The following is a 20,566-nucleotide window of genomic DNA, read 5'->3' as shown; positions in this document are numbered from 1 at the left end:
ATTCCATGAAACAGCTTTTTCAAGACATGCTGGGCGAGGCGACACGCCTGACGCGCACCGGCCATCTGCTGGAAGCCACCGAGCTGATTCAGCGCACGCTGCGAGGCCAAAGTGCGCCCACACCCCACGACAAGCCAGCGGCAACCAGTCATCGGGATGCAGGCTGGATCGTCGATGCCGAAGCCCGCTTCATCGACGATGCTCCCGAACTCGCCGTGCCTGCGGGCTCATCGCAGGCAGGCACCTCCAGCGACGAGCAATGGCTGCTCGGCAGCTACTCTCACGGAGGCCGGCAGCTGGCCTATCGGCTGTACGTGCCGCCAGGCAGTGCCCTCGAAGCGGGACCTCGCCCGCTCATCCTCATGCTGCACGGCTGCACCCAAGGGCCGCAAGACTTCGCCGCCGGCACGCGCATGAATGACCAGGCGCGCAGCGCTGGCGTATTGGTGCTCTATCCCGAACAAACACAGCATGCAAACTCGCAAAAGTGCTGGAACTGGTTCAAGGCCCAGCACCAGCAACGGGGCCGGGGCGAGCCCGCACTGCTGGCAGGCCTCACGCGCCAGGTGATGGCCGACCATGGCGCGGACGCATCGCGGGTCTATGTCGCCGGACTTTCGGCCGGAGGTGCAATGGCGGACATATTGGGACGCACCTATCCCGAGCTGTTCGCCGCCGTGGGCGTGCATTCGGGCCTGGCCGCCGGTGCCGCGTCCAATCTGCCCTCAGCCCTCGAGGCGATGCGAAGAGGCGCAGCATCTGGCTCGGCCAGCGGCCCCAGCGTGTGTCCAGTGATCGTGTTTCATGGTGACGCGGACACCACGGTACATCACGACAACGGTGCGGCCGTCGTGCATGCTGCACGCAGCGCGCAAAGCCCCACAGGCGCACCTCGCGTCAGCCAGGGCCATGCGCCGAACCGCCAACGGTTCACCCGCTCTGCCTATATCGCAGCCGATGGCAGTACCGCCATCGAGCACTGGCAACTGCATGGCGCAGGCCACGCCTGGTCCGGCGGCAGCGCAGCGGGCAGCTACACCGCGCCGGGAGGAATCGACGCCAGCGCCGAGATGCTGCGCTTTTTCCTTTCGCACCAGCGTGCGCGCAACTGCTGATTCGGCACCGCTGCTCGCATTCGCCAACCACATGATTTCAAAGGCTCACAAAGGTTAGGAATGGTTGAGCATGGACCCATTACTCCGGAAGAGCAGGCTCAGCAATAAATGGGCTGGCCAGGACACCAAGGGCCCCCAGAGCCCTTTTTTGCCTGCATGGAGTCAAGCTGCCTCGAAAGGCATGGGAAATCACCGCGAGGCACAAGAGACAAGGCAGCCATATGAAATTCAACGATGGGTCGAAAGCTCTGCCAGATGAGATAAGCACAACCCTGACCATTTCGGAAGCTGGAATGCAAGAGCCTTGTCCATCCTTGTCAATGCTGGAGACCTTGATAAGTCCAGCTACGCCTGCGAAGGATATGCAGTGAAAGCCAGGCAGGACGTACAGGATTTCCTTGGAGGCCTGGCCTGCAGGCCCCCATGGGAGCAGATGCTGCGCAGTAATACGCGGTGGACGCACTGCCAGCGCCAGCGGCATGATCCGCGAGAGATACCTTTACCGCGCTCTTCCACATGTCCAGCTCGGGCTGGGAGACCTTCGGGCAAGACAGCGCTCAGTCGCACTTTCCCGGACAGCTGCCGGCCGATCGAACCCACACGGGGACCCACAAAAGAAAAGGCCCGCGACTGCGGGCCCTTGATCAGATCTCGAAAGCGGTTCGGTCCGCTGCGTCCTTGATCCAGCCGGGAGGCTTGCCCCGACCGGTCCATGTTGCGCCAGTGGAAGGATCACGGTACTTGGCCACACCTGTGCCAGCAGGAGACTTGCGCTTACCGGTAGCAAACACGTCTTCCTGGGTCAACTGGAACTGCTGGACCAGTTCACGGACCTTGGCGATGGCACCGCCTTTTTCGGCTTTGAGGACCTCGGCAATGCGAGCCTCGATCTCGGCCTTTTGCTGAAGGAGAGTCTTGTAATCAGATGTCATGGCTTTTTCTTTGGATGCATGCTAGCAAAAACGCATTCTATTCAAAAAATGCTCCGCACCCCAAAGCACAAGCTTTCCACCGCCGTGTGCTGGGACAGAGAAGCCCTTCCGCTTGGCACCCCACAGCCGTGGAGCGAGGCTCCGTGGCCGACGCGGCGGCTGCCCAGATCAATCGCTGCCGCACCTCTGCACACTTGCGCACACCTCTTCGCGCCAAGGAGTCAGCCCCTTGGGCTGCAATGACTTGCCCTCGGCTGTCGCGATGTGGAATGTGGAGATAGTTGCCCCGACACGTCAAAAGAAACGGTGCTCTCCCCTGCGGCGAGCGATGGCAAAAGCAAGAACGATTCACCGCCCAAACAGGAGTGGCGGATTGATGAGAAGCAACGCAAATAGATCGGGACGCTTGACCCATCGCTCTTGGCATGGCGCAGGCCTCGAACGATGCAGCCCCCTCCGAAACCCTGTGGACTGTCTGGCAGCGTCCTTCATGCGCCGGCGCGACCTGATCTTTCACACACCCGTCGCCCTGGCTGGCAACCCGACCGCAGATCGGCGTATGCGACTTTGGGAAATGGCAGCAGCCTCTGTGGAACCCGTTCCTACAGCCCTCCAGAATGCGCCAAGCCAGACTGGGACCTTTCCAATCAAGAAGGAATTCCCATGAATCCCAACCTCCTCCAGCGCCGAACCTCTCTCGCCATCGTGATGGCCGCCGCACTTTTGGGCGCATGTGCCCAGTCCCAGCCCTCGCCCAACGCGCCGGTCACCGCCGTCATGGGCACGGTCGATCTGAGAGAGCCCATGCCGCTCCCGTCCGATGCCGTGCTGGTTGTGGAGCTGCAGGACACCTCTCGCGCCGATGCCGCCGCCCCCGTGATATCTCAGCAATCCGTGCGGCTTGAAGGCCTCAAGCCCCCGTTCAGCTACAAGCTGCCCGTGGAGCCCAATCGTCTCAATCCTGCGGCGCAATATACGGTGACCTCACGCATCACCCAGGGCAACCAGCTCATCTTCACCAATGACACCGTCCACCCGGTCCTGACCCGTGGAGCAGGCCCGAAGGCCGATATGGTGCTGGTGCGGGTTGCCCCCTGACCTTCCCTAAAAAGACAAAGCCCGCAGGACATTCCGGCGGGCTTTTTCGCGCAGAGGGCACCAGGCGGCCATCAAGGCATGCCGTTGGCACCATGCTTGCGAAAGCCTGGGCGCTCGCAAAGCCGCTCATAGTACGCACGGACTGCGGGCAAGTCAGGGCGCTCCATCGGGGCAGACAGCCAGCGGTGGGCAGACAGGCCCAGCACGATGTCGGCAAGGGTGAGTTGCGCGCCTGCAGCAAAGGCGCCTGTGCGCGACAGTTGCTCCTCCAGCATGCGCATGTGGCAATGCCAGTTCGCCATGCTGCTGGCCAGCAGCGCAGGATCCTGATGCTCCGGACTGTTTCTCACCAATCCCATGAAGGCATAGCGCCAGGAGTTGTTCAGTTCGGTCGCCTGCCAGTCCATCCATTGCTCGACGCGTGCGCGCTCTGCGGGTGCTGCAGGCAGCAGGTCATGCCGAGCCTGGCGCGCGGCAAGATAGCGGCAAATGGTGTTGGACTCCCACAGCACCAGCGCCCCATCAAGCAGCACGGGAACCATGGCATTCGGGTTGAGTGCAAGAAATCCCGGCTCCTGCGTTGACCGATGGCCCGAACCCCACTCTTCCTGTTCGAACGAGACTCCCAGCTCCACGCAAAGCCACAGCACCTTGCGCACATTGATGGACGATGACTTTCCCAGAATCCTGATCATTCGCAGCCTTCTTCGGTTTCGGTGATTTGCAATCCTGCATTGTCCCGTCCAATCCGATGAGGAATGCGGTCAGATTCCCACTGCTGCCGCATGATGCAGACATGCCTCTGGAACAGCTTTCATCCCGCCGAAACCACTCTGGCCCTTCTCCGACCGACACAGACCTGTGGACTGCATACATCGATGCAAGCGCACTGCCCAACCCGGGTCGCATGGCCTTGGGAGCCGTCATCACGGCGCCCGACGGAACACGGCAGCTTCTGTCCCAGGTCTGCCCCGACCAAGGCTGCAACAACGAAGCCGAGCTGCGGGCCTTGATGGCTGTGCTGCAGACCCTGCTAGGCCTGCAGGCTCGCCGGCTGGCCATCTTCACGGACAGCAGCGTCCTGGTAGAGCAGTTGGCGCCATCGCCCCGCCCCACCAGGCCCATCGTGCGGCTGGCCGACCTTTTCGATCAGGCCCGCGCCATGCTGGCCGAGTTCGAGCATGTGCAACTGCGCTGGATTCCTCGTCACCGCAACACCGAGGCCGACGCGCTGGCCAGAGCGGCCCTTTTGCAGCCGTGACCCTGCGCTTAGCCGCACTCAGGCGGACTGCTGCCTGTCCAGCCGCTTGAGGAACACACCAATCTCCTTGACGACCTGGGCATCTCCCTTTTCCTGCGCACAGGCCAACCCCGTGCTCCACGCCTGCCGAGCCCCCGAAGCATCGTCCAGCGCCAGCAATGCCCGGCCCAGAAGCTTCCATGCCACCGAATAGCCGGGATCGAGTTCAGTGGCGCGCTGCAGGTGCGAGTGCGCCACAGCAGGCGCATCGCCATCAAGATACGCCTTGCCCAACGTGCAGCGCATCAAAGCCGAGTCCTTGCCGGACGCCAGGAGGCCCTCGAGCCTTTGCGTCATTTCGTTCATGGTTTCATCCTTTGGTGGCAATGCATGTTCTCGATCCAGCTGAAATTGCGGTCATGCTACAATCTCGCGGTTGTCTGCGCAGACAATGCTGTATCTCACGCCGGCGCGTCGTGCACTACGACGAAAAAAACAACGGTGACAGCCGCAGAGACGTTCTGCCGTAAAACGATGGTCGCGTAAGAGCCATCGTCCACATCACCCGCAAAAAGCCCGCTTTCAAGCGGGCTTTTTGCATTCCCACTGCCTGGCTGGTCTCACGATGGCGTGTGAAAAACAGGATTTACGACTCAGTTGCATGCAACTTCACCCGAGTTAGCTCCGTCAAGCACCTTGTTTCAATTTACACTTGACAACCAGGAAGGACCGGAGGCGCCAGACGCCAGCGCTCTCATTTCAAACTCTTAGCATGTGTCCTTCCTGGATTGATCGCATGGAACGCTCCATTCAGCGCCCCGGCCGCCTCCGCAGCCGGGGCGTTTTTTCTTGACGACGATCGCTCAGGCGCCCTGGCAACAACCGAAACGGGCACAAAGGCAAGTTTTTTCTCAATTCCAGAGAAAAGCACAGGCTTATTTGAGAATGATTCTTGTTTGCGTGTATGATTCAACCCATGCCGCAGCATTCATGGTGTTGCAGCAGTTCAGTTTCATCGTGGGGCGACTCGTCAGGCCAGTTCAGCCTGCAGTCGTTTTTGCCAGCCAGCGGTATGCCGGTTAGCCAGGCTCTTTTTTAAAGCACGATCATTTCTGGATATTCAATGCATCAGTTGCACTGAGGCAGCGTCCACAGCAGGCGCTTTTTCTTCGCCTCAACACTGCCATCGCGCATCCATCGCGCACCGGCCTGCGACTGCACGCCAAATTTCTCTGAACTCCATCGCATCCAGGCAATGCCCTGGCTGCAGATTTCCTTCGCGCAATGCAACAGGCCCGGCCCGCGCCAAGCGCAAGCCGGGCCTTTCCCGTTGCCGGATCAGGAACCGCGACGGCGCAAACGGATGGCCAGCCCGCCCATCATCAGACTCAGCAGAGCCACAGCCCATTCGCTCAGTGAAGGAATCGCCGCTGGCGTGCCGCCGCCGACCGCCGCAGCAGGCACAACCAGTGCAGAGGGATCTTCCACCCGGCCGTTGGCCACCAGATCGTCATCACCCAGGCCACCATCGCGCAGCACGAAGGAGACGACGCGCCCCTGCAGCGTTGCCGGTATCCGATACCAGTGCTGCGTGGCGTTGTCGCTTGTGCGCCCCCACTTCCAGTACTCGGCACCGCTGGGCAGATCACTGGGATAGGTCAGCTTGACAGTCACGAGCGCACCCGCATCACAGCCATCGGTATTCAGCTTCAGCAGTCCGTGGGGCACCACAGCCCCCGGACGCGGTGTGCCAGGCGCCGCCATGACCTGAGGCGGCTCGGCCAGGCGGCAGTTGATACCGCCGCCGGCGACTTCGCCCGATACCGCCATCTGGCCCGACCCGGTGATGTTGAAGCGGTTGGCCTGGTCCACAGGACCTGCAGCAGCCGCCAGCAACGGATAGCTGGCAGTCACAGCCGCATGGACCCCATCGCTCACGCTCAGTTGCAAGCTGGCCGAACCGGCCACCGATGCCAGATAGACGGCGGAGCGAAACTGCTCCGACACCTGAGCGGGGCTGCCGCGCAACTGTATGCCCGGCTGCGCGGCATCGGCGTCCTCCAGTCCAAGCACCTGCCCGTTGCTGGCAACAATGGACAGCGTCACGACAGGGCTGTCGGCATCTGCCACCTGCACATCGGCCAGATCGGCCGCCTGGCCAACCACCACGGATTGCGCATTGGCGGGCAAGCCACTGAGCGATGGCGCCTGCCCACCGAAATTCAGACCCAGCAAAATCGGATTGTGGTCGCTGGAACGATAGGCCGTCGGCGCATAGAAGCTGGCCTGCTGGTCCAGCGACTTGAACTCGAGGTTGTAGTCCAGGACTTCAGGCTCCTCGGCATTGATGGCCCACTTGACCGCGCGCCCCACGCTCGGCTGCAGGCTGGCACTTACCAGCACATGGTCCAGCGAGCCCCACATTCCATCGAACGCATAGGACAGGCCCTGAGACACCTTGGCGTAGCCGCCATCCTCCAGCGCCTTGATGGGGTCCTCCTTCGAGTACGCATTGAAATCCCCGACCAGCACCACATGCGGACTGGTCGTGCCTGTGGGCCGGGTTGCCAGCCAGCTGCTCAGTTGCTCGGCCGTCTTCACACGCGCGGCGTTGTTGGCGCCCTGGCCGTCAAGTGCGTCTGCATTGCCGGGGCTGCTGAGCACACTGCCCTTGGATTTAAAGTGATTCACCACCAGCGTGAACTGCTCCGTGCTGCCGCCTACCGCAAAAGTCTGTGCAATCGGTACGCGAGCGCCGCCAACGCCTGGGTTGAAGGCGTCGTAGGTGGTGACGCTGGGTGCCGCTGCGCTGCCCACCGGTGTGACACGATCGCTGCGATAGAGGATGGCCACGGTGATCGCATCCGTGCCAGCACCCGACACCGTACCTGAAGCCTCGCTGAAAGGCGCCTTGACCACTGCATATACGGCGCCGGCAGGCTTGTCCGCACTCGCGTTCAAGGCGTCGGCCAGATCCTGGATGGCGCTGCCCGGGCCAAAGCCGTTGTTCTGCACCTCCATCAGGCCATACACATCGGCGCCCAGCCCCAGCAGATTGGCCACGATCTTGGCGCGCTGCCTGTCCAGCTCGGCAATGCTGTTGGCACCACGAATGCCCTGCTGATTGCCCAGGGGCGTGCTGAACATCACCTGGGAAGAGCCGCTGGTGGCGCCCGTCAGGTTGAAGAAATTGAGCACGTTGGCTGAGGCAATCTTGAGCGATGCCGCCCCCACAGCCTGCTGCAACTGAGCAGCCGAGGGACGCGCCGCCCCCGAGAACTGCGGCGTCTGCGTGGGCTGTACGCGGTAGCTGGTCAGATACGGCTCGCTGGCAGCTGCATCCGAGAACTGATCGAGCACGCCGATGACACGGTCCACGCCATCGCCGGCACGCAGCGTGTTGGAGGCCGACAGAGACTGTCCGCCGCGGCCCGGCACAGAGGCGGGATTCTGTGCGCCCGAGCGATCATCCAGAATGATCTGGCTGCGCTGCAATGTCTGCACATAGGCGGCATAGCCCGTCACGCTGGGCGCATTGAGTTCGGTGTACTGCGCCAGCGGCGCGTCGGCAGACAGCGTGACATTGCCGTAGCGGCCCAGCGTGCGGTTGTCGCTCACCACCAGCTTGCCGCCCGCAGTGGCGGACGCGACCTCCACACGCATCCCTTCCAGACGCTCCCACTGCCCCATGTCGCTGACAGGCAGCGTGACGCGCACGGGCTCCGGCAAGGCGGCCGCGCCACGGACCACGAAGTCCGTGATGGCGCTGAGCTGGGTCTGGTTGCGAAACTCGCTCACCGAGGCGGAGACCTGCACCAGCTTGCCTACCGTGCCCTCATCCACCCCGGGATTCGCATTGCCGTAATAGACGAAGACGCCCTCCGAGGTGGCAGCATCGCCATCGGAATCCGCCTCCTCCTGCACGAAGAAGCCGCTCAACCCTGGCATATAGGCCGTTACCACGGCGCTCACTGTCACCTTCTGCCCCACCAGGGGAGACTGGTCGCCGGAACCCTGGAGTGCAGAAATTCTGGTGATGGGCGGCTCGTCCCCCGTCGTGAAGCCCAGCGCCGTGCCGGTCCACACATTGCCCGAGGTATCCAACACCGGCTCGCCCACGGGAACCAGGCTGTAGGACGTATTGACCGCCAGCCGTACACCGGCGTTGAGCGTGATGGTCGAGCCACTGAATTTCACCTTCGCCGCATCGCCAGCCTGCAGCATTGCCACCACGGTGCTGCCCTGGCGCAGTTCGAAGCTGCCGCTACCGGGTTTCACCGCCTCATCAAAGCTCAGCTTGATTTCGGGATTCAGCGCCACCCCGGTTGCCGCCGCAGCGGGAATGGTGGCCTGCACAGTGGGTGGCGTGGTATCGGGCAGTGCCAGGGCGATGGAGACATCGTCAACGGCCAGGCCGTGATCGTTGCCCACATCATTGAGTTCGACCCAACGCAGCCACAACGTGGCCCCTGGCGCCCAGCCCAGACCGCGCAGATCGCCGCCCACATCATTCACCCGTCCGGCCACATTGCCATCCACCGGGGCGGCAGTACCGGTAGCGATCGGCGATTTCCAATTGAAATTCGCACCGGCAGGCAGCCATTCAGGCACATCGGCAAAGGTCGCGCCCATGCCGTACTCCAGCTCCATGGGCTGCTCGGAGGTGTTGCCGCCATTGCGCCATTGCTCGCCACTGAATCGCAGGCTGATCCCATCCACCGCGCCGCCCGTGTCATTGCGCATCGCCAGTGCAATCCAGCCGGCCACGGCACCCTGGGAGGGGCTGCCAAAGTAAGCTCCACCCGATGCCACGCCACCCAATGCACGGTCCGCATCCAGCCCCAGGCTGTAGAAGCTGCCGGCATTGGACGCGCCATTGCCTGCCGCATATGCAGTGATGGCCGCCAGGCTCCTGTTGAAGAGAAACCAGCCCGGCAGGGTGCTGTCATTGGCCCAGGCCAGCCCCGTCCCGGACGCGGCCAGGGTGTCGAAATTCTGCGCATAGGTGCCAGTGAAAGGAACCTGCGCCCATACGCCGGCGGAGGCCGAAAGAAGCAGGCCTGCACCATACAGACGCCAACGATGGCGCTGCAGCGGCGGACTCATCGGATTGGCCGGGTTGAACATAAACGGAATCAGCGTGCGGGCAATGGACATGGATGTGCAATAAAAAAATAATGCGCATCCCCCCGTGGTTGCGCAACTTTCGGTTTATCGCGCATGGACATGACCAGCCTGTGACTCGGCGGATGCTCCCGCGTCCTACGCGCAGACTGGCCGCTCACCCATCTGCCAACCCCGATACGCCATGCATCATTGCACCCAGTTTCTGAATCGTTTCATTGCCGGCCCTGGGGCATTTCCTCCTCCCTCCCTCTCATTCCCCCAGGAAGCCTTCAAAAAGGCACCGGCTCTTTCTTCCCAGGCCAGCGCAAGCCGCTGGCCTTTTTCTTGGGCGCACCTCGTCGCCACAACCATCCTCGTCACCCGTCTTGAACGCGCCACGTCGCTGGAGGCTTTTCGTGCGTCCGCACACTCCCACACTCTTTTTCTTACTCATAACTTACAAAAAATTCATTCCCGTGATATACACGCGCATCTCCCACTGAAAATCATCATCGCCATGACATCCGACTACAGGGCCCTGCTGCAACAAAAAGCCGATCTTGAGAAAAAGATCGACGCTCTGATCAAGCACGCAAGAACGGATGCGATCACTGAAGCAAAGGCCATGGTGCAGCAATATGGCCTGACGAAAGAGGATGTCTTCCCCTCCGCCAGGATCAAACCTCGCAAGACCGGACAGCGCAGCGTGGGCGAACCCAAATTCCGCAACCCCGAAACCGGCGCAACCTGGACAGGCCGCGGAAAGCCGCCCAAGTGGATAGAAGGCAAGGACCGCGCAAGCCTTGCCATCTGATCGCCAGCCATATTCAGGCGCGATGCCATACCATGTGCTTCCATCACCAGGAGGAAGCACACATGAGCAAACAGAACTCGGACACGCTGTTGGCTGCAGAACTGGCCGACCACTTCATAGAAGTCATTTTGTCGACCAAGCCCGAACTGCTGGTGTCGGGCATCGGCGGAGTGGCAGACCTGAACCATATACAGCATGGAGCCAAGGCCCTGGCACATTTCCGCCTGACGCTGATCCAGGAACTGTCCCAGCAGCCCATGCCCGACATGAACAGCCACTGAGGCAGGCGCGAGGCAACGAACAGGCAAGAAAAAACCGCCACACACTGAGGTCTTCAGTGTGTGGCGGTGTCTTGGATGGTGGAGCTGGCGGGAATTGAACCGCCGTCCTGCCCTTTATCCATGCTGGTACCGCTCTGATCCGTGCGATTTCCGTGCGAATATAAAAACTCCTCCGACACCATCAGACACCAGCAACGACAAAAGCCCCCTCGGCGCCGTGATGGCTGCCGAGGGGGCTTTTTTGCGTTCTGGTCTCGCTACACTGCGGCATGCTCGCAGCCACCCTCCTATGCCTCGTTGTCGGCGTCTCGGACGGCGACACCATCACTGCCCGCTGTGGCCAGCCGGGCGAGTATCAGCAGGTCAAAGTCCGCATCGGCGGCATCGATGCGCCGGAAAGTCGGCAGCCATATGGTGCGCGCGCAAAGCAGGCCCTGAGCGACCTGACGTACCGGAAGGAGGCCGAGCTGCGCTGCAACAAGATCGACCGCTACAAGCGACACGTCTGCAGCGTCTGGGTTGCTCCCGCCTCGGTGCCAGATGGCCCGCGCACTCTCGACGCCGGGCTGGCGATGGTCACGCAGGGCATGGCATGGTGGTATCGATACTACTCGAGCGAGCAGTCTGCCCAGGAGCGCGGGCAGTACGAATTCGCGGAGACAGAGGCCAAGGCCAAGCGCGTGGGCCTGTGGGCAGACACCGATCCCGTGGCGCCATGGGACTGGCGCGCGAATCTCAGGCAACAGGGCCGGCGCTGAACACTTCGACAGGAGCGACGCGGAGCAACTGAGAGGCTTCGGCCACTGTGCCCGCCAGCCACTGGTCCACGTCCGCGAGCTCGATCGGGATCACGCTCCGCTTGTCCTGCCGATCCGCTGGCAGCTTCGGATCTGGCTTGTGCATCCTCGACATCAGCGGATGCGCGTCGGCGTTGATCGTCAGCATCGTGTAGCTCTCGTACACCTGGCCCGTCGCGTGGTCGGTCCACACATTCCACAAGCCCGCCAGACCCCACGGGTCTCCGTCCGCGCGGGCGAATCTCCACCACACGTTTTTCCCGCTCTCCCAGTTCGGTTCATCGAACGTCGTCGCGGGGATGATGCAGCGCTGGCCTCTGGCCCAGGGGTGCTTGTAGCTGGCCTTCTGCGAAAGCTCCTCGCTGCGGGCGTTGTTCGTCGGGTACTTGAGCTTCGGCTCCTTGGCGAACCAGGGGATCAGGCCCCACTGCCCCGCCGCCAGCTCGCGGCTGTAGCCCGTGTCGTCCTGCGCCCTGCGCACGAAGGCGCCCGTACCACGCGGGAACACCTCGGCATCCCACCAGCGGTTCGGGCTCTGCGATCCCACGCGCCACATGCGTTCGATCTCATCTTCCCGGGGCGACTTATATCGATTGCACATAAGTGGATGCTAACTTACGCAATCCATAAAAACACTGGTTAAATAACCAGTATGAAAACCCAAATCACCTACCTTTGGCGATACCAGAACCACATGGGCAGATGGCGCACCACGCGCTTTGACTGTACTGAGGAGTTCATCAGGAAAAGCCATCCGGAGGCCGTCATGCTCCCCGAAACTCGGGTCGAGCGGATAGTGCCAGATACCGAGGAGGAGCTGATGGAAGCCATGTGCCGCAGCCACGGCGGCGGCTATGCACCAGGTCACGGGCCATGATCTGGACCGGTCAGCCCACTGAGCCTGGCTGGTATGCCGTGGTCGTGGACTACGGCCACCTGCCCTTCCCTGCAGCCAGGCGCTGGAGCGGGGAGCTCTGGGACGATGAGCGCGGCATCCGTGCGTTCGACGGGCCGCACGAATCGGCCGAGGCGGCACTGGACTGGGCGATGGAGCGATGCCCGGAGGATTGAGCACGGCACAATGCCGGCCATGATCGACCCCACAAATCCGAAACACACTGTCCACCAGCGCGTCGTCGCCGGCTTCATGGGACATTGGAAGGCCCACGGCAGCGACAAGTATCCCCAGCGCTTCCGCCTGCCGCCCGAGGAGCTCTACCATCTCGACCACGTCATGCACAAGGGAGAGCACCCGGGAATCATGTGGGGCGTGCCGCTCGACGCAGACCCCAGCACCAAGGGCGAAATGGTCGCGATTGACGGAACGGTGGTCTCGATAGCGCCGCCGGAGCCACCTACGGAGTGATGAGCCGCCAGCCCTTCCAGGACTTCGCGCGGCCACCCTTGATGTTGAGGATGCCGGCTGTGGCGTTGCACCATTCGCCCCCTGTGCCACGCTTGCCGCCCGTCCGCTTCCACTCCACATCAGACGGGGCAAAAAGGTGGGCGTTCGCGCGCACGAATTCGTAGAGGTTGCGGACCACATATGCCGTGCCGTCCGGGCCCTGAAGGCGCCACTCCACTGCATGCACATTGGCCTCACCACGGCCAGCAACTGGGCTGATCTTCGCCGCCGCCGTAGCCACCGGCTGGCTCCTGGCGGCCTGGGCTCGCCGCTCAGGGCGCCTATTGTTTTCGGCGGTATCCGGACGCTTCCAGCCGATGTGGTCAGCCGGATGCCCAAACTCGGTGCGACGCTTGATCACTGTCAGGAGAGTCGCTCCGGTCTCTGCAGCAAGCTGAGCGTTGGGCTTTCTCCAGTCCAGCGCTGCCCAGTCAGCAAGCTTGCGCATTTCGGTTCACCACACGCACTGCTTTGTGTCGATGTCGTACCAGTCTCCATCGATCCAGGCGAGCTCCAGGAAATCCTCGATCTCGCCACGCTCCAGCAGGGCCACTTTGTCGTTGGTGGTCGCATCGGCAGTCACGAATTCCGGCTCCTCGCCAGCTTGGCGCGCTGCAGCTAGGCTGTGGTGGCCATCCAGCACCACGCGGACAGAAACGCCGCCAGCTTCAAAGACCGGGGAAACCTGCACCTCGAAATCGCGCGCAGCCAGCTTTTCAGCAACGATGTCGTCGTCAATGTAGTGCTGGCTGGAGATGGTTTGCACGGTGGTCTCGCTGCCCTCATCCCGGGAGGCGCCGGTGGCTGCGATGTGCTGCCATGAGTTGAATTATGGGCCATCAAATCAAAACCACAAGTCCATACCCGAGCGCATCGAATGGTTGATTTATGGACCATGAAATCAAATAATCCTTTCATGAACGACACCACAACATCACGCGGTGGCGCCGGCCGTGGCCAGGGGCGCAAACCCCTCTCGGACGAAGGCGCAAAAGCATACAAGCTGCTGCTCACAGACGAGCAACGCGCCAAGCTGGCGAGTCTGGGCAATGCAGCCTGGGTGCGCGAGCAGATCGATTTCGCAACCCACCTGGACTCCTTCGACATGAGCAAAGCCGTCAACCTCAGCTCGCGCTACATCAATGCCCTGCGCAAACTCCCCCAGTATTACTGCAACCTCGACCATGCCGGTCCGTTGACTCACGTCATGACAGGCGTTCGCGTTCTGCCTTCCGGCGATCTGACGGACGCAGATGATGACAGTGGCATCCTTGAGGTTGTCTACCCCGGTGGGCACAAAATCGAGGTCAGCGCATATTCGTTTTTCGCCATGGCCGTGGCCGAAGGCGCAGAGATTCAGGCTGCAACCATGCCAGATGAAGTGGGCATTAAAGAGCGCCACCTCACACCTGCACAGCGGCAAACAGCCTTCCTCTCGGAACATCTCCGGAGAGAGCACGAGCTTGAGTGACAGCTACTGCACAACCTCTATCATCGCGCGGCCGGTGTCATAGGCCCGCTCGCAGGCACTGCCCCGGCCTCGGGCGTCGTCAGCAATGCGCGCCAGCTCTCCCGCTCGCTCGTCAGCGCGGCGCTGCAGCTCGGCGAGCAGATCGAGGGCTGCGGTGTCTGGCGCGCACTGTCCGGCAGCGGCGCGAGCCTGGGCGGCGGCACGGTGAGCGGTGAGATAGTTGGCGAGGTCGCCGCGCAGCCGGCCAGCAGCAGCGCGGGCAGCATCGGCATCCGCCGCAGCGCGCGCCAGGGCCAGGTCCGTGTCGCGTGCAAGAAAGTCGAGGCGTTCACGGTAGGCTCCTTCCCGTTGTCGATAGCGTTCGGATGCGTGCAGCGCGGCGGTGGCAGCGGTCTGGCGGTCTGTCGCCAGATCCGTGCGTGCCTGCGCCGCATCGCGCTCGGCACCCAGCCGCGCCAGCGACTGCCAGACCAGCAGTGCCGCCAGCAGCAGGGCCAGCAGCTGCCAGGCATGGGTTTGCAGGCGGGCCATCAAGGCTGGGCCTCCATGCACGCCGCGTGGCGCGCCTGCTGGCGTGTCCACACGCCGCGGCATACCTTGTTGCCGGGTGCCGAGCAGTCGAAGCGCCAGCGCGTGGGCCGGCCTGCGCCATCCCATCGATAGGCGCTGAAGCCCTGCAAAGGCTGGCTGCTGGTCATGAATCGCCAGGACAGGTAGGCCTGGCAGGCGCCGGCATATTCGCCGGCCCGCATTCTGGCCAGCATCGAGGAGCCGCGCCAGGCCCCGCAGCCGTACTGGCCCGCGAAGTCCACGGCCTGGGCAAACTCGACTTGGTGCACCAGCGTGTCGCCCAGCGAATTACGCACGCAGGCGCCGTACTGCCGCTCCAGCAGGTTGATGGCCAGTTCGCGCGCCCGTTCGCGTGTGATGGGTGGGTCGGCCAGGGTCACGCGTGTGCCGTCCTCGTAGCGCGTGGCGCCATGGCCGATGGTGGGCACATCGCCGCGAACCGGGATGATCGGATCTGCGCTGAAGCCTTCTGCGGCAATCCAGGCCGCGAGAATGGCCGCGCCAATGCCCAGGCCTGCCGCTGGCATGCGGGCCGTGCTCATGGCGCGCCCCAGTCGGTTTCGGGCTCCGGCTTCAGCCCAGCTAAGCGCGCGAGGCGCTGCCGCTGCTGGGCACGCTGATAGTCCTGGCGCCACTTCCAGACCAGATATCCGGCCTGCAGCGCAATGAAGGCGAGGGAAGCGACGACGAGCCAGTCACTCAACGGTAGGCCCCAGACCTTGAACACCCCGGTCGCGGCTGCGCCCGGCGTGGCCTGCATGATGGCGCCGGCAATGTCCTGCCGCTGCTCTGCGCTCAGGTGCTGGTGGATGCCCATCAGCGCGAGCAGGGATACGAGGTATTTCTTCATGGCCCCGATGATTCCGGGGCCGGCCCGCGCTGGCGAACCCTACACGGGGGCCGCAGGCCAGCCGGCAGCGACATCAATCTGCGACAGCGCCAGGGCGTCGTCGGCCGCCGCGTCGATCTGGTCCTCGATGCGCTGGCGCGTGCCCGTCAGCAGCCCATGCACCTGCCGGTACTTGTCGTCCTTCTCGCGGATGCGCTCGGCCAGAACCAGGCGGTCGAGACCACGCGCCAACGCGGCGGCATCGATCCAGGGCGTTGCGGCTGCGGGATCAGCCTCCAGCGCCCTCGCTTCTTGGGTCTGCACAGGCCAGGATTCGCGCTCGCTCAGCGGGTAGCCGGCCGCGATGACTTGCATGCGCCTGCGGTACTCTGCAGCCAGGGTCACACGCAGGCGCGCCGCGATCTCTGAAGCAGGCGGCAGTTCGGCAGGCAGGGGCACGCCGCCGGCTGCGAGCCAGGCGCGGTACTCGACGGCATCGGGATTAGGTTGCACCGATATATCGTTTGCCAGTGATATCGTCGCACGCACGCCGTCGCGCCAGCGGTAAACGAACCCCTCTCCTGTGAGCTGGTATGTTGTCATGCGTACCACCCTGGGGTCGTTGCGGTTCCGGCAGAATTCCCTGGCAATACAGACGCCCCGGCGCCAGCGACGAATACACCGCCCCCATTGTTTGTGAGATAGCGCGGCCCTGTGCCAGTCCCGACAAAGGTTGTCGTGTTGAATGAGGCGAAGCCGATGCGAACTGCTGCAGCGTATGCTGTACCGAATGCTGGCGTGCCAGTCAATGTTACTGTGACAGAGTCAGCAGTAAATGCTCCGTATTCTGACGCGATCACATGCGCAAGCGCGCTTCCGGAAATCGTATATGCGCCAATTGCCGTCACGTTGCTGTTTCGAGAGACGAATATCTGCGCCCCGGGTGTAGGGCCGAAGTCGATGCCTTGGAACTCAATGTTGGAAGGGCCGCCAAACGCGGCAATTGCATACCCAGACGTTGCTGTCTGCAACCGCATATTCTGCAGACGGTATTTGCTGTTGCGCGTTGATCGAGGAGCGGCAAAGCAGCTGGCGCCATTTGTTGAAACAGTGCAGGCTGCGGCGGATCCTCCGTCAATGACGATATAGCCGCCACCGACGGTCTCCTTCAGCTCTGCCCCGGCCGTCCATGTGCCCGCCTGCACGCTGATCGTGATGTCGAAATTGCCGTTGTCGATGGCTGCAGCAACATCAACCGCCTTCTGTATTGTTCGGAATGCCCCGCCCGCTGTATTGCTCAGGCCGGTGTTGCTGTCGCTGCCATCTGTGCGCACGTAGTATGTGCGCGCGGCGGTGAGCAGCTCGCGCACGCCGGGCAGCGTGTCGCCCGTGGGCAGCTCGCGGATGCTGCCGCTGACGTTGACCAGGGGACGCCGAGAAGCCATGGCGGATCAGGCCAGCACTACGGGCACGCCGCCCTCGAAGTTCACGGCGGTGGTGCTCACGGCCACGCCCAGGCGCTGCACCACGTTGCCCGATGCGCTGGGTGCCGTGGCGCCGCCCGTGCCCGCAGTGGTCTGCAGGAATACAGGCCCAGGGGTCTGGGCGGTGACCTGGGTGTTCGTGCCCTCGAAGTACACCGTAGCGTTGGCGCCGCTGGTGACGGCGGCCAGCACGAAGCCGTGGGCCTCCTTGCCGGACGTTGTGGCGTCGGCCTTGCGGACCTTGGCGCCCGTGCTGTTCCACACGTTGACCCAGTCGCCGGCCGCGAGCGCCTCGCTGGCTGCGATGACGGCGGTGTCGGCGCCAATTCCCACGGGCATCATGCTGTTGTCGATGCGGCCCGAATCGTCCAGGGCCACGATGTCGCCCGCATTGGCCGCGCCGGCCGAGGTCTGGATGCCCAGCACCTCGGTGACCAAGTTGTTGACGAGGCGGAGAAATTTCTTGGCAGCCATGGCGGCCTCCTATGCAAGGGTGATTGGTGGGTTGATGTCGATGAGGACGCGGGTGGAAGACAGCGCCTGGCCGATGACCTGGGAGAAGAGCGCGCCAGCAGGCGGGGCCTGGGCCAGTTGGCCGCCCAGCCCGACCAGCACCGGGCCGGGCGCCCAGGTCCAGCCGCTGTGCTCCAGCACAAAGCCGGTCTGCACTACAGCGTCGTCGCCGGGGCTGTAGGCGTCGGCCACCACGCCGAGGACGGCGCCACGGTGCGCGGGATTGGTCGCGTCGGCGGCGATCAGCTCGCCCAGGGCGTTGCAAGCCACCGCGCTGTGGCCGCTGATGGGCAGCGGGCCGACCTTGACGGTGATGGCGCCGCCGGGCGGCCCTGGCTGACCTTGGCGGCCAGGCGGCCCCTGCTCAGCCACCGCCAGGATCTCGATTTCCTCGACCTGCTCGACCAGCACCGAATCCTGGGCTTCCTCGGCCAGAATCTCGGTCTCTTGGACGATCAGCAAATCAGTCACGGGTGACCTCCGGACTCACGCAGAGCGAGCCTTGGGCCAAGCGCTTCACCTCGCCGCCGGGGTGCATGATTTCCAGATCGAACACCCCGCCGCTCCAGGTGATGGCGGCGGTCGTGTCTGCATCGACCAGCAGGTCCACCGTGCCGGCCGTGCCGCCCAGGGCAATGCGCCCGTTCTCGGTGGTCAGCTCCAGCAGCGCGGCTGTGGATTCGACCTCCTCACGCACCTGCATGCGGGCCGTGCAGCCTGTGATGTCGATGGGCGTTCTGTCAGGATTGAGCCAGCGCAGGCGCTTACGAAACGTCGCGCCCTGGTAGATCTGCAGTTTGAGAGTGGCCGGCTTGGTCATGCCCCGCAGTGTTCCCGGCAGGGCCGCTGGAGGCGAACCCTAGCCGGGGGCAAGGTTCAAGGGTTCAGGATCGAATCCCAGTCCGTCACATCCCGCTCGCTGCCGCTGTAGCTGCCGCTGGCGCGCACCTGGTTGTTCAGCGTGGTAATCATGTTGCCCAGGAAGTCCACGATTTCCTGGCCGTTGACCATCTTGAGCTTGGCCACGTCCACGGCCACATCGCTGATCTGCAGGGCGTCGGCCGTGCTCTTGTAATGCCGCTGGGCTGCTTCCTGGGCCAATTGCGCCAGGCGGGCGTTGAACTGGGCGGGCAGCGCGTAGCTGCGGTTGTAGCTGTCGATCACGGCGTCCTGATCGCTGATCCACAGGCCCCGGGCGCGCAGCTTGTCGCGGAAGGCCTGGGCGGTCTGCTGGTGCAGCTGCTTGATGCGGTCCATGCGCTGGTCCAGCTCTGCACGCACCAGGCGCATCTTGGTCTCGCGCTCTTCGCGCAGGCGTGCGGCGTGCACTGCGGCGATGGCATCGGCTGCTGCCCGGGTGCTTTCAGCGTGCAGCCGCGCGATGGCGTTGTGCGTGGCGCCCGGGGCGAAGCGGTGTCCGCTGGCGGCGGCGGCATCCAGCAGATCCCGCTCTCCAGTCCAGGCGTCCTTGCGCGCCAGCGCGAAAGCGGTGTCGCCGGCCACGCGGTCCACGCTCTCGATGTAGGTCGTGCCAACGGCCGAGGCGAGAGCCGACTGGATCCAGGCATCCGCATCGGCGCCAGCGTCCAGCAGACCCGGGAACAGGTCGTTGACCACGCTGCTGTAGCCGGTGAAGAACGTACCCACGGCCTGCTCGATGACCTGGGGCAGTTGGCCCACGACCGGGGCCGAAGCCTCGCCCGAGGCCGGGCCCAGGGCCGTCAGCACGGCCGATAGGCTGTTGCTGTGCTTAGCCTTGGCCACCTCGGGTTCGCCCGGGATGCCATCGATGATCTGGGTAATGGCCGGGCCGATCTTGGACTGCATCCGGCCTTCGGCGTCCGTGATCATCTTGCCGATCTTGTCGATGGCGGTGTAGACGATGGCGGCCGACAGGCCCTGCATTGCGATGCCGGTGGTTGCCATGCTTACTCCTCGGCGTTCACGGTGTTGGATTCGGTGGCCTGCGAGTTCACCGACACGCCGGCACTGTTGAGCGCCGCTGCGGAGCCGGTGGACAGGCGGCGCAGGCGCTTGACCTGCTGCTCTACGTTCAGGCCGATGACTTCCAGCGCGCGGTCGTTCATGGCCTTGACGGTGCGCTGCGAGGCCGCGCTGCCGTCCTGGTTGGCCAGGACCTGGGCGTCCCAGCGCTGCAGCTCGGCGCTGGCCACCTGCATCTGGGCAGCGAGGGCCTGGTCGTCGCGGCGCACGCGCGTCAGGTACTCGTTGTTGCGGCCGAACACGTCGTACATGATGTTCATGCGCCCGAAGACGAAGTCCATGGCTGTGTCCAGCGCGGCATTGCGCAGGCGCGCCAGCTCGGTGATGGCGTCCACCAGCAGGCGGCGGCGCTCGGCTTCGCGGTCGGCTGTCATCTGGGCGGCCAGTCGGCCCTGGTACAGGTCCACCACGCCGCCGGCCACGGCCTGCAGCGCTTGGGCCGCGCCGGGCGGGACGGGCAGCCCGCGCTGGTTGAGTCCGCCCAGCACCTGCACGCCCTGCTGCCGGGACTGGGCCATCCGGTGGTCCTGGCCGACATAGCCCAGGCCGTCCTGGCCATGCATAGTGGCGCGCAGCCAGTCCACGGCATTGCGCCAGCCCGGGCCCACGGGCGCCACGAGGTCCATCACACCCTGAAACTCCACGGCCCATTCGTCGGCCACCTGACCCAGTTGCCTGGCCAGGGCCTGGTCGTGCTGGGCCACCCAGGAGCCTGCATCCGCCGGATCGAATCCGCTGCTGTACTGCGGCAGCCGGTAGGCGCCATCGGTACGGGCCGGCGTGAAGGATGCCACGGGCGACTCGATGGCCTGGGCCTCGCCGTACTTCTGCAGCGCAATGCCCCAGGCACGGCCCAGCAGCTCGTCAAACAAAATCGCTGATGGCAGCGCACGTCCATTGGCCATGG

28 protein-coding genes are annotated in these 20,566 nt (G+C 63.8%); 11 read left to right on the top strand and 17 right to left on the bottom strand.

Translation table 11 applies throughout. The annotated features are described in order from the left end of the window. The first annotated feature begins 5 nt into the window (after positions 1 to 5). Positions 6 to 1,115: an alpha/beta hydrolase family esterase gene (locus ACF8LI_RS19015; RefSeq protein WP_392413847.1), complete on the top strand. Its 1,110-nt coding sequence runs from the start codon at positions 6 to 8 to the stop codon at positions 1,113 to 1,115. A gap of 644 nt (positions 1,116 to 1,759) precedes the next feature. Here the strand turns inward: ACF8LI_RS19015 and ACF8LI_RS19010 are convergent. Next, positions 1,760 to 2,047, bottom strand: coding sequence for an H-NS histone family protein (locus ACF8LI_RS19010; protein WP_016449500.1), 288 nt, complete (start codon positions 2,045 to 2,047; stop codon positions 1,760 to 1,762). 663 nt (positions 2,048 to 2,710) lie between these two features. Here ACF8LI_RS19010 and ACF8LI_RS19005 point away from each other — a divergent pair. Next, positions 2,711 to 3,145, top strand: a complete 435-nt coding sequence (locus tag ACF8LI_RS19005) for a YbaY family lipoprotein (RefSeq protein ID WP_313281091.1) — start codon at positions 2,711 to 2,713, stop codon at positions 3,143 to 3,145. A gap of 71 nt (positions 3,146 to 3,216) precedes the next feature. Here the strand turns inward: ACF8LI_RS19005 and ACF8LI_RS19000 are convergent, their stop codons facing one another. After that, the gene (locus ACF8LI_RS19000) at positions 3,217 to 3,840 is read right to left on the bottom strand and encodes a glutathione S-transferase (protein ID WP_313281090.1); all 624 of its coding nucleotides are present in this window, start codon (positions 3,838 to 3,840) and stop codon (positions 3,217 to 3,219) included. A gap of 101 nt (positions 3,841 to 3,941) precedes the next feature. On the opposite strand from ACF8LI_RS19000, the gene ACF8LI_RS18995 reads away from it, so the two are divergent. Beyond that, the gene (locus tag ACF8LI_RS18995; protein ID WP_154833932.1) at positions 3,942 to 4,406 is read left to right on the top strand and encodes a ribonuclease HI family protein; all 465 of its coding nucleotides are present in this window, start codon (positions 3,942 to 3,944) and stop codon (positions 4,404 to 4,406) included. A gap of 18 nt (positions 4,407 to 4,424) precedes the next feature. Here the strand turns inward: ACF8LI_RS18995 and ACF8LI_RS18990 are convergent, their stop codons facing one another. Beyond that, a complete protein-coding gene (locus ACF8LI_RS18990; RefSeq protein WP_016453324.1) occupies positions 4,425 to 4,751 on the bottom strand; it encodes a lipopolysaccharide assembly protein LapB in 327 nt (108 codons plus the stop codon). 483 nt (positions 4,752 to 5,234) lie between these two features. On the opposite strand from ACF8LI_RS18990, the gene ACF8LI_RS18985 reads away from it, so the two are divergent. Continuing rightward, positions 5,235 to 5,468: a hypothetical protein gene (locus ACF8LI_RS18985; protein WP_338500349.1), complete on the top strand. Its 234-nt coding sequence runs from the start codon at positions 5,235 to 5,237 to the stop codon at positions 5,466 to 5,468. Positions 5,469 to 5,723: 255 nt separating this feature from the next. On the opposite strand, the gene ACF8LI_RS18980 is transcribed toward ACF8LI_RS18985, so the two are convergent. Further along, entirely contained in the window at positions 5,724 to 9,542 is a 3,819-nt protein-coding gene (locus tag ACF8LI_RS18980) for an ExeM/NucH family extracellular endonuclease (RefSeq protein WP_392413844.1), read from the bottom strand. A gap of 466 nt (positions 9,543 to 10,008) precedes the next feature. Between ACF8LI_RS18980 and ACF8LI_RS18975 the strand changes: the two genes are divergently transcribed. From ACF8LI_RS18975 to ACF8LI_RS18965, 3 genes are all read left to right on the top strand, one after another. Further along, on the top strand, positions 10,009 to 10,305 hold the full coding sequence (locus ACF8LI_RS18975) for an H-NS histone family protein (protein ID WP_016449506.1): 297 nt from the start codon (positions 10,009 to 10,011) through the stop codon (positions 10,303 to 10,305). A 62-nt stretch (positions 10,306 to 10,367) separates the two neighbouring features. After that, entirely contained in the window at positions 10,368 to 10,586 is a 219-nt protein-coding gene (locus ACF8LI_RS18970) for a hypothetical protein (RefSeq protein WP_016453327.1), read from the top strand. Positions 10,587 to 10,855: 269 nt separating this feature from the next. Further along, positions 10,856 to 11,344, top strand: coding sequence for a thermonuclease family protein (locus tag ACF8LI_RS18965; RefSeq protein ID WP_392413842.1), 489 nt, complete (start codon positions 10,856 to 10,858; stop codon positions 11,342 to 11,344). Here ACF8LI_RS18965 and ACF8LI_RS18960 read toward each other — a convergent pair. Further along, complete coding sequence (locus ACF8LI_RS18960) at positions 11,322 to 11,984, bottom strand: SOS response-associated peptidase (protein WP_392413840.1); 663 nt, start codon at positions 11,982 to 11,984, stop codon at positions 11,322 to 11,324. The two genes, ACF8LI_RS18965 and ACF8LI_RS18960, sit on opposite strands and share 23 nt — an antisense overlap. Before the next feature lie 51 nt (positions 11,985 to 12,035). On the opposite strand from ACF8LI_RS18960, the gene ACF8LI_RS18955 reads away from it, so the two are divergent. From ACF8LI_RS18955 to ACF8LI_RS18945, 3 genes are read left to right on the top strand one after another with little or no spacing between them, the layout of a single operon-like run. Then, a complete protein-coding gene (locus tag ACF8LI_RS18955) occupies positions 12,036 to 12,260 on the top strand; it encodes a hypothetical protein (protein WP_392413838.1) in 225 nt (74 codons plus the stop codon). Next, the gene (locus ACF8LI_RS18950; RefSeq protein ID WP_392413836.1) at positions 12,257 to 12,454 is read left to right on the top strand and encodes a hypothetical protein; all 198 of its coding nucleotides are present in this window, start codon (positions 12,257 to 12,259) and stop codon (positions 12,452 to 12,454) included. The genes ACF8LI_RS18955 and ACF8LI_RS18950 overlap by 4 nt, the downstream gene beginning before the upstream one ends. 19 nt (positions 12,455 to 12,473) lie before the next feature. Continuing rightward, entirely contained in the window at positions 12,474 to 12,749 is a 276-nt protein-coding gene (locus ACF8LI_RS18945; RefSeq protein ID WP_289241179.1) for a hypothetical protein, read from the top strand. Here ACF8LI_RS18945 and ACF8LI_RS18940 read toward each other — a convergent pair. Continuing rightward, positions 12,739 to 13,236, bottom strand: a complete 498-nt coding sequence (locus ACF8LI_RS18940) for a hypothetical protein (RefSeq protein ID WP_209802861.1) — start codon at positions 13,234 to 13,236, stop codon at positions 12,739 to 12,741. The two genes, ACF8LI_RS18945 and ACF8LI_RS18940, sit on opposite strands and share 11 nt — an antisense overlap. Before the next feature lie 6 nt (positions 13,237 to 13,242). Continuing rightward, the gene (locus ACF8LI_RS18935) at positions 13,243 to 13,554 is read right to left on the bottom strand and encodes a hypothetical protein (protein WP_209802863.1); all 312 of its coding nucleotides are present in this window, start codon (positions 13,552 to 13,554) and stop codon (positions 13,243 to 13,245) included. A gap of 150 nt (positions 13,555 to 13,704) precedes the next feature. Here ACF8LI_RS18935 and ACF8LI_RS18930 point away from each other — a divergent pair, with 150 nt between their 5' ends. Then, positions 13,705 to 14,259, top strand: coding sequence for a hypothetical protein (locus ACF8LI_RS18930; RefSeq protein WP_392413834.1), 555 nt, complete (start codon positions 13,705 to 13,707; stop codon positions 14,257 to 14,259). A 3-nt stretch (positions 14,260 to 14,262) separates the two neighbouring features. On the opposite strand, the gene ACF8LI_RS18925 is transcribed toward ACF8LI_RS18930, so the two are convergent. From ACF8LI_RS18925 to ACF8LI_RS18880, 10 genes are all read right to left on the bottom strand, one after another. Further along, on the bottom strand, positions 14,263 to 14,790 hold the full coding sequence (locus tag ACF8LI_RS18925; protein ID WP_392413832.1) for a DUF2514 family protein: 528 nt from the start codon (positions 14,788 to 14,790) through the stop codon (positions 14,263 to 14,265). Further along, the gene (locus ACF8LI_RS18920; protein WP_392413830.1) at positions 14,790 to 15,371 is read right to left on the bottom strand and encodes a glycoside hydrolase family protein; all 582 of its coding nucleotides are present in this window, start codon (positions 15,369 to 15,371) and stop codon (positions 14,790 to 14,792) included. Before ACF8LI_RS18920 ends, ACF8LI_RS18925 begins: the two co-directional genes overlap by 1 nt. Further along, the gene (locus ACF8LI_RS18915; protein WP_013802597.1) at positions 15,368 to 15,679 is read right to left on the bottom strand and encodes a hypothetical protein; all 312 of its coding nucleotides are present in this window, start codon (positions 15,677 to 15,679) and stop codon (positions 15,368 to 15,370) included. Before ACF8LI_RS18915 ends, ACF8LI_RS18920 begins: the two co-directional genes overlap by 4 nt. Positions 15,680 to 15,718: 39 nt before the next feature. Next, positions 15,719 to 16,171 carry a hypothetical protein gene (locus ACF8LI_RS18910; protein WP_392413828.1) on the bottom strand — a complete coding sequence of 151 codons (453 nt, stop codon included), beginning with the start codon at positions 16,169 to 16,171 and terminating at the stop codon, positions 15,719 to 15,721. An 86-nt stretch (positions 16,172 to 16,257) separates the two neighbouring features. Then, positions 16,258 to 17,103 carry a hypothetical protein gene (locus ACF8LI_RS18905; protein ID WP_209803600.1) on the bottom strand — a complete coding sequence of 282 codons (846 nt, stop codon included), beginning with the start codon at positions 17,101 to 17,103 and terminating at the stop codon, positions 16,258 to 16,260. A 6-nt stretch (positions 17,104 to 17,109) separates the two neighbouring features. Then, positions 17,110 to 17,616 (bottom strand): hypothetical protein, encoded by a 507-nt coding sequence (locus ACF8LI_RS18900; protein WP_046238392.1) that lies wholly within the window; start codon positions 17,614 to 17,616, stop codon positions 17,110 to 17,112. A 9-nt stretch (positions 17,617 to 17,625) separates the two neighbouring features. Then, the gene (locus ACF8LI_RS18895) at positions 17,626 to 18,126 is read right to left on the bottom strand and encodes a hypothetical protein (protein WP_209803613.1); all 501 of its coding nucleotides are present in this window, start codon (positions 18,124 to 18,126) and stop codon (positions 17,626 to 17,628) included. Further along, positions 18,119 to 18,475 carry a hypothetical protein gene (locus ACF8LI_RS18890; protein ID WP_209803612.1) on the bottom strand — a complete coding sequence of 119 codons (357 nt, stop codon included), beginning with the start codon at positions 18,473 to 18,475 and terminating at the stop codon, positions 18,119 to 18,121. The genes ACF8LI_RS18895 and ACF8LI_RS18890 overlap by 8 nt, the downstream gene beginning before the upstream one ends. Before the next feature lie 56 nt (positions 18,476 to 18,531). Then, complete coding sequence (locus tag ACF8LI_RS18885; RefSeq protein ID WP_392413825.1) at positions 18,532 to 19,581, bottom strand: hypothetical protein; 1,050 nt, start codon at positions 19,579 to 19,581, stop codon at positions 18,532 to 18,534. Between the two features lie 2 nt (positions 19,582 to 19,583). Further along, positions 19,584 to 20,564 carry a hypothetical protein gene (locus ACF8LI_RS18880; RefSeq protein WP_392413824.1) on the bottom strand — a complete coding sequence of 327 codons (981 nt, stop codon included), beginning with the start codon at positions 20,562 to 20,564 and terminating at the stop codon, positions 19,584 to 19,586. Between the last annotated feature and the right edge of the window lie 2 nt (positions 20,565 to 20,566).

This window comes from Delftia sp. WSY_12, from assembly GCF_043104645.1.
Taxonomy (GTDB): Bacteria; Pseudomonadota; Gammaproteobacteria; order Burkholderiales; family Burkholderiaceae_C; genus Comamonas; species Comamonas tsuruhatensis.
The sequence above is the reverse complement of the archived record's forward strand: the minus strand, read 5'-3'. Positions and strand labels throughout refer to the sequence as shown.